Source organism: Streptococcus mitis (assembly GCF_946190375.1).
Taxonomy (GTDB): Bacteria; Bacillota; Bacilli; order Lactobacillales; family Streptococcaceae; genus Streptococcus; species Streptococcus mitis_CJ.
Window position 1 is genome coordinate 36,903 of sequence record NZ_CAMIAF010000018.1, and the last position, 6,575, is coordinate 43,477.

Annotated in this window: 2 protein-coding genes; one reads left to right on the top strand and one right to left on the bottom strand. The window is 38.9% G+C overall.

Annotation, left to right across the window (positions count from 1 at the left end; translation table 11 throughout):
* Positions 1 to 108 precede the first annotated feature (108 nt).
* The gene (locus tag N8M09_RS08890; RefSeq protein WP_261064927.1) at positions 109 to 1,392 is read left to right on the top strand and encodes a uracil-xanthine permease family protein; all 1,284 of its coding nucleotides are present in this window, start codon (positions 109 to 111) and stop codon (positions 1,390 to 1,392) included.
* A gap of 301 nt (positions 1,393 to 1,693) precedes the next feature.
* Here the strand turns inward: N8M09_RS08890 and N8M09_RS08895 are convergent, their stop codons facing one another.
* Positions 1,694 to 6,523: an SIALI-17 repeat-containing surface protein gene (locus N8M09_RS08895; RefSeq protein WP_419991730.1), complete on the bottom strand. Its 4,830-nt coding sequence runs from the start codon at positions 6,521 to 6,523 to the stop codon at positions 1,694 to 1,696.
* Between the last annotated feature and the right edge of the window lie 52 nt (positions 6,524 to 6,575).

Below are 6,575 nucleotides of genomic sequence, written 5' to 3' on the forward strand. Positions count from 1 at the left end.
AGAAATATTTGAAACTCTTTAAAGTCTAGATTTTAAAGAAGTCTTACTCTGAGGGCCTATTGCTGTAAAATAATGGGCTCTTTTTTGATGCCCAAAAGTGAGGTTTATATGAAACAAGAATCAACTGTTGATTTGTTACTAGACGTTGACCAACGTCCTTCAGCTGGAAAAGGAATTCTCCTTAGTTTCCAACACGTTTTCGCCATGTTCGGTGCGACCATCTTGGTACCATTGATTTTGGGAATGCCTGTATCTGTTGCCCTTTTTGCTTCAGGTGTTGGAACACTCATCTACATGATTTCAACTGGATTTAGAGTTCCAGTTTATCTAGGTTCTTCATTTGCTTTTATCACAGCTATGTCACTGGCTATGAAAGAAATGGGTGGGGATGTATCCGCTGCTCAAACAGGGGTTATCTTGACTGGTTTGGTCTACGTCCTTGTTGCTGCTGGTGTTCGTTTTGCAGGTACAAAGTGGATTGATAAACTCTTGCCACCAATCATTATCGGTCCTATGATTATCGTTATCGGTCTTGGACTTGCAGGTTCAGCTGTTACAAACGCTGGTCTTGTAGCGGACGGAAATTGGAAAAATGCTCTTGTAGCGGTTGTTACTTTCCTAATTGCTGCCTTTATCAATACAAAAGGAAAAGGCTTCCTACGAATCATTCCTTTCCTCTTTGCCATTATCGGTGGTTACCTCTTCGCTCTAGCTCTTGGGCTAGTTGACTTTACACCAGTTCTTAAAGCCAACTGGTTCGAAATTCCTGGTTTCTACTTGCCATTTAGCACAGGTGGTGCCTTTAAAGAGTACAATCTTTACTTTGGGCCAGAAACCATCGCCATCTTACCAATCGCTATCGTAACAATTTCTGAACATATCGGAGACCATACTGTTTTGGGTCAAATCTGTGGCCGTCAATTCTTGAAAGAACCAGGTCTTCACCGTACTCTTCTTGGTGACGGTATCGCAACTTCAGTTTCTGCCTTCCTTGGTGGACCAGCCAATACAACTTACGGAGAAAATACAGGGGTTATCGGTATGACTCGTATCGCTTCTGTCTCAGTTATCCGTAACGCTGCCTTTATCGCGATTGCCCTTAGCTTCCTTGGTAAATTTACTGCCTTGATTTCAACCATTCCAAATGCTGTACTTGGTGGTATGTCAATCCTTCTCTATGGAGTTATCGCCAGCAACGGTTTGAAAGTCTTGATTAAAGAACGTGTTGATTTTGCTCAAATGCGTAACCTAATCATCGCAAGTGCTATGTTGGTCCTTGGACTTGGAGGAGCTATCCTTAAACTCGGTCCAGTTACCCTTTCAGGTACTGCCCTATCAGCCATGACAGGAATCATCTTGAACTTGATCTTGCCATACGAAAATAAAGATTAAGAGACTTGACACAGAAAGAGAATGAACAAAAACGAGCTTCTCTTTACTAACCCCAAAAAGTTGCACAAATAATTATTGAAAGGATTTAGTTCTGTACTGCACAGGACTAAATCCTTTTATAATAAAATGAAGCAAAACAGTACATAATGTGGTATCGTCAATTGAAACAAGGACAAGATAAAAGAGCCTCAAAAAAAGGTATTGCAACTTGGCAATACCTTTTTTGAGGTGCTTTTTGAAAGCCATCAAATGATGACTTTTCAGAGGGAGCAAAAAACTGTCCTCTTTATATTTTAAACATTTAAATGTCTTTTTTAAACAGTTGGTTAAAGAAACCGTCTGTATTTTTAAGAAGGGCTTTGAATACCTTAGATTTAAGAGCTACAGTATGAGAGAAGTCATCTGTTTTTTTCAAATCTTCTTCGACTGCTTTATCAAATAAAGGCCTTAACTCATCATAGTTACTGATATGGACGCCATCAATATCGATACCTTCAAAGCCTTTCTTAGCTTTAGCAAGAACCTCCTCGTACCAATGCCTCTTCCACTCTTCAAGTGTCTTGAACTTGTCTCCAGATACTTTCTTGATGATAAAATCATCTCCTAATAAGCTATTATTTTGTCTATTAGCTTCATCTTGATATTTGCTAGAGACATATCCAATGAATCCATTTGCATATCCAAAGTAACCCCACATACGAAAAGCATTGTGTTTAAATGATAATGAACCAGGAGCACCTTTGCTTGTATTACCACCATAAATACCAGCCATCATATTGACATTTACGTAAGCTGAGTTTGGTGTAAAATCTTCTGGTCTATAACGTCCATTACCTGGATTTCCATGTTTTGTCATGAAGTTATTATCCACTAAATCATTGACGCTAGATAAAGTCATTACCTTTTCTTCATCTTTCAAATCACGGACACTATCCCATTGGTTTGGACCTAAAAGATCATTATACTGAATCTTAGAGCGCATTTCTTTGTCAATCTTCTTGAACCACTTACTATTGTCTCCTTTAATTTTAGGAAGTACAGCATCAGCTTCTACATGATCAAGCAACATCATAGCTTCATTGTAGTTTCTCATGTAGCGGTCAATGTCATCACGTGTCTTTAATTTGTCAGGATCTGGGTTGTACCATTGGTTACCATCATTTGTACGATGGTAAGCCATGTTAATTCCAAGTGCGCCGTATTCACCATTAGTCGTTGAGCTGTCAGGTGTTTGCAGCATACCTTGTGCATAGGCTTCAACGTCTGTACCTTGACGATGCTTATGACCACCGAAGTAAAGCATTCTATCGTTTACGTGTGTTGTTTCGTGAGTAAAGGCTGAAATACCAAATGGGCTAATCATATCCGTCACCATAAACAAGACCTTGTCATCATTATTTGGATTAGGGAATATTGATGCCATAGCGCCCATACGCCAGTCTCTATCATGGTGTCGCCATGTTGGACCATATAATTCACGAATTGGAGCTATAGGGTTCCCTTTACTGTCAAATCCTCGACGACCTACAGGAGAACCATTGTAGGTCTGGTTATCCCAAACTGGTGTCGGTACCATATTTTGACTCTTAAGAAGTCTATCACGAACATTAGATAATGATAAACGTGACCAGAAATCTAAATAAGTTTGTTGTCCCTTAGCAACTTTATCAATCTCTTTCTTAAATTCGTTTCGAGATTCTTCTGTTAACTTACCATATTTCTCAAATGAGCTATAAGCCATTGTATTATAGGTTGAAATTAAGAACATATGAGCTTTCTTCAAGTTGAGCAATGGTAAAATCATACGACCATGAACGCCGTTATCTAGCCCATCAAAGACTCTATGACGTTTATTAATAAAGTCAGGATTTGTAGTTTTAGGTTCTGAAACATAAACATTCTTAGCTGAGTGAATAAACCAATCATTAATGTCTTTATCCTCTGTAAACAAACGCATGTTGTACTCTAAGAAGTTACGTAAATTACCTTTACCAGTATTACCTGCGATGATTTCACGGTAAGCATCCTGAGTCCGATCCCCTTTCAAGTTCTTTTCACTTGAACCGATGTTGATGAGTCTGTCAATAACACTTGGTGTCTTACCATAAAAGTCAGGTTTAAACATCATGATGTTTTTGATACTCATGTCACCATATTTGATATCATAGTAACGATTGAGATAAGTCAGAGCCATCATGATTTTAGCTTTATTGGTTTCTACTTTCTTGAGAAGTGCTTTTATCGCAGCTTCATCACCATTCAATTGATGGTCTTCGTTTTCAACAATAGCTTTAACTAGTTTGTCAAGATTTTCTTTCACGTCCGCAAAGCTTTCTTCAAAGAATAGATCTTTAATATAACCATTCTTACGTTCATCCGAATTAGCATTAGGGTCTCTAGATGTATCTCGTTTATCCATCAAGGCACGGACTTTTTGTGAAATCAATTCTACACTTGATAATTGAGCTTTCACATCCGCAATCAGTTTGTCTCGATTTTTAACAACCATATTTGGTGTATAGACAACATCACCAAGACCAGATACGCTATATTCACGCACTTGTTGGACTTTAGAATCCTTGAGTGTGACCCCCATTTCTTCTTTAGTGCCATCTGCATAGTGAATCATTATTTTATCGATATCCGATAAATCGGTCACGAATTGACCATTCTTCATCCCCGTAACAGAAAGGACTTCTTTCTTAGCTAAGTTTGAATCTTCTGCAAGTTTGTTACCTTGGTTGACAATCCACTCTTTATTGTAGAATGGTTGAAGTTTCTCAATATTACGATAAGCCAGATCTCGATCTACTTTATAGTCTTGGGTTGTCTTGTACTCATCTTCTTTTCTGGTTAAACGGTTTAAGCGATTGACCACAGGTTCGTTGATTTCGTATTTATCTGCGGTGATACCTGTAGCTTCAATCTTAGATTTTGCCTCTTCTTCAGAAATAGGTTTGATACGATTTTTATCTTTTGAACGCTGGTAGCTAGAATTCCCCTCACTGACATCTACTACAACGTAATTTCGTTTCACATTATTTCCTGTCCAATAGCCATCATCATAATCAATATCACTAGAACCATAGAAAATTTCACCATTAGATACTTTCATCATAGAAACTGAATCTTCAACGGAACCGTGGTGCTTCAGGCTTCCTACAACACCACCATTTTCAATTGGTTTAGCTACTTTAATGGTTCCTTTTGCTACTGATTTCTTAATCGCACCATCACGACTTACAGCACCGTTATCCCCACCGTTTTGTGAACTATAAGCAATTCCCGCAGCTTTTGCCTTATTACCGACAAGATTAGCATTCACATATGCTTTTTCTACTAAACCTTTCCAGTTTTCACCAACGATACCTGTCAAGTATTGTCCACCATCACCGACAGCAGTTACATTTCCGATAAAGGCTACATTTCTGAGTGTACCTTGGTTATCAATCTTATCAATAAATCCAGATACCCAGTTTTTACCTAATACGTTACCAGTCACTTTGACATCTTCAATTTTAGCGCCACCTTTAATAGTGTCGGCAATCGGTGCAATTCGGTCTGCCCATGGCATATCGATGTTTACATTCCCAAGATTTATTTTGGTTACTGTACCACCGATAACATTGCCAAATAACGGACGTGACAAGTTATGAATGGTATAGTGATTATCACCATCACTCAAGAGCTTACCTTTGAAATCTTTTGTAACATATGATTTACCAAATGATGATACATTTGTGGCATTAAGGTCAGCACCCAATTTAAACTCACCATCAGGTTTTTTCTGCATATCTTCAATGAGTTCTTTGAAGTTGTAATATACATTTCCAACCTTTGGTCGTGGTTTTTCCATGTAATAAACGTACTCATTTCGTATCTTACTTGGGTCAGTATGTTGAATTAAATCTTGCGCTTCAGCAGTGATTTTATAAAGTTTTTTACCTTCTTCTGTCACCTCTTCAATAGAGTCAACAGCTAAACGAGTTACCTTATTATCACGACTAGTGATTTTTAAGTACATTTTCTTCACATCTTCATCAGAAGGTTTTTCGCTCATGAAATCACTTGGTGTTTCAGTACCATCATCATTCACCTTCACTAAATTAGTAGATGAAATGTTTTTAATTTCGACCTTTTTCAACTCCAAACGCAAAGGTTTTTCATCTAATTTAGATGTTTCATCACCTTCACCACGGTTGTAAGTCATTGTTGTTACAATTTTATAATCTTTGAATAAATCCAAACCTTGAATAGCGTCTGTCAATTTTTCTTTAGATAAATCAACTCGCTTAACAACAGTGTCCCCATCTTTAATCTCAGCTATAATGCTCTTGATTTCAGCATTACCTGTATTTTCAAGAGTGTAATCCAATGTAGCTGAACGATCCATCGCATCTTCTGTAACCTTATCTAAAGTCAAAGTTGGAGCAACTTTTGACGTATATTCTGGCAACTCAGCTTGAACTTCTGGTTCACCTTTGTCAGTCACAACAGCTTCTGGTAATGCTGGCTGAACTTCTGGTTCCCCTTTATCAGTTACAACAGCTTCCGGCAACGCTGGTTGAACTTCTGGTTCGCCTTTGTCAGTCACAACAGCTTCCGGCAACGCTGGTTGAACTTCTGGTTCGCCTTTGTCAGTCACAACAGCTTCGGGTAACGCTGGCTGAACTTCCGGCTCACCTTTTTCAGTCACAACAGCTTCTGGTAACGCTGGCTGAACTTCTGGTTCCCCTTTGTCAGTTACAACAGCTTCTGGTAATGCCGGTTGAACTTCTGGTTCCCCTTTGTCCGTCACAACAGCTTCTGGTAATGCTGGTTGAACTTCTGGTTCCCCTTTGTCCGTCACAACAGCTTCTAGTAATGCCGGTTGAACTGCTGGCTCTACAAGGTTTGTACCTATTGGTTGCGCATAGTCAGGCTTCTCTGATTTAGGAGCCTCGTCTGGAACAGTACCTACAGGTTTAGTGTATGCTGGTTTTTCATGAACTTCTGACTCTACAAGATTTGCTCCTATTGGTTGCGTATAGTCAGGCTTCTCTGATTTAGGAGCCTCGTCTGGAACAGTACCTACAGGTTCAGTGTATGCTGGTTTTTCATGAACTGCTGACTCTACAAGATTTGCTCCTATTGGTTGCGTATAGTCAGGCTTCTCTGATTTAGGAGCCTCGTCTGGAACAGTA

Bases quoted from the DNA above. Each gene is read 5' to 3' on its own strand.
- N8M09_RS08890 (WP_261064927.1), top strand. From the start codon at position 109: ATGAAACAAGAATCAACTGTTGATTTGTTACTAGACGTTGACCAACGT.